The sequence below is a fragment of the Lactococcus sp. S47 genome (genome assembly GCF_016517475.1).
Taxonomy (GTDB): Bacteria; Bacillota; Bacilli; order Lactobacillales; family Streptococcaceae; genus Lactococcus; species Lactococcus lactis.
Genome location: NZ_JACVUB010000029.1, coordinates 1 through 355, shown reverse-complemented (window position 1 = coordinate 355; position 355 = coordinate 1). Strand labels below are relative to the sequence as shown.

Annotated in this window: 3 tRNA genes; all 3 read right to left on the bottom strand. The window is 51.3% G+C overall.

The window, feature by feature from the left end:
* Positions 1-58 precede the first annotated feature (58 nt).
* The 3 genes from IAE52_RS11455 to IAE52_RS11445 all read right to left on the bottom strand — a co-directional run bounded on the left by IAE52_RS11455 (position 59) and on the right by IAE52_RS11445 (position 299).
* Positions 59-131 (bottom strand) — tRNA-His (locus IAE52_RS11455).
* A gap of 10 nt (positions 132-141) precedes the next feature.
* Positions 142-212 (bottom strand) — tRNA-Trp (locus IAE52_RS11450).
* A gap of 6 nt (positions 213-218) precedes the next feature.
* Positions 219-299: transfer RNA gene (locus tag IAE52_RS11445), tRNA-Tyr, on the bottom strand.
* Positions 300-355 lie beyond the last annotated feature (56 nt).

Genomic DNA, 355 nt, shown 5'->3' with positions numbered 1-355 from the left:
CAACGCATGAGGGAGTCAAAGTCCCTTGCCTTACCGCTTGGCTATACCCCATTAAAAAGGCGGATGACGAGGATCGAACTCGCGAGTGCCGGCGCCACAAGCCGGTGTGTTAACCACTTCACCACATCCGCCATAATGAAACACGGGCAGCAGGAATTGAACCCACACTAAAGGTTTTGGAGACCTTTGTACTACCTTTATACGATGCCCGTTTTCTATGGAAGGGGAGGGATTCGAACCCCCGAACCCGAAGGAGCGGATTTACAGTCCGCCGCGTTTAGCCTCTTCGCTACCCTTCCAAACTCTTTATTCACTTAATGGCTGAAACAACCAATGGGAGTTAACGGGATCGAAC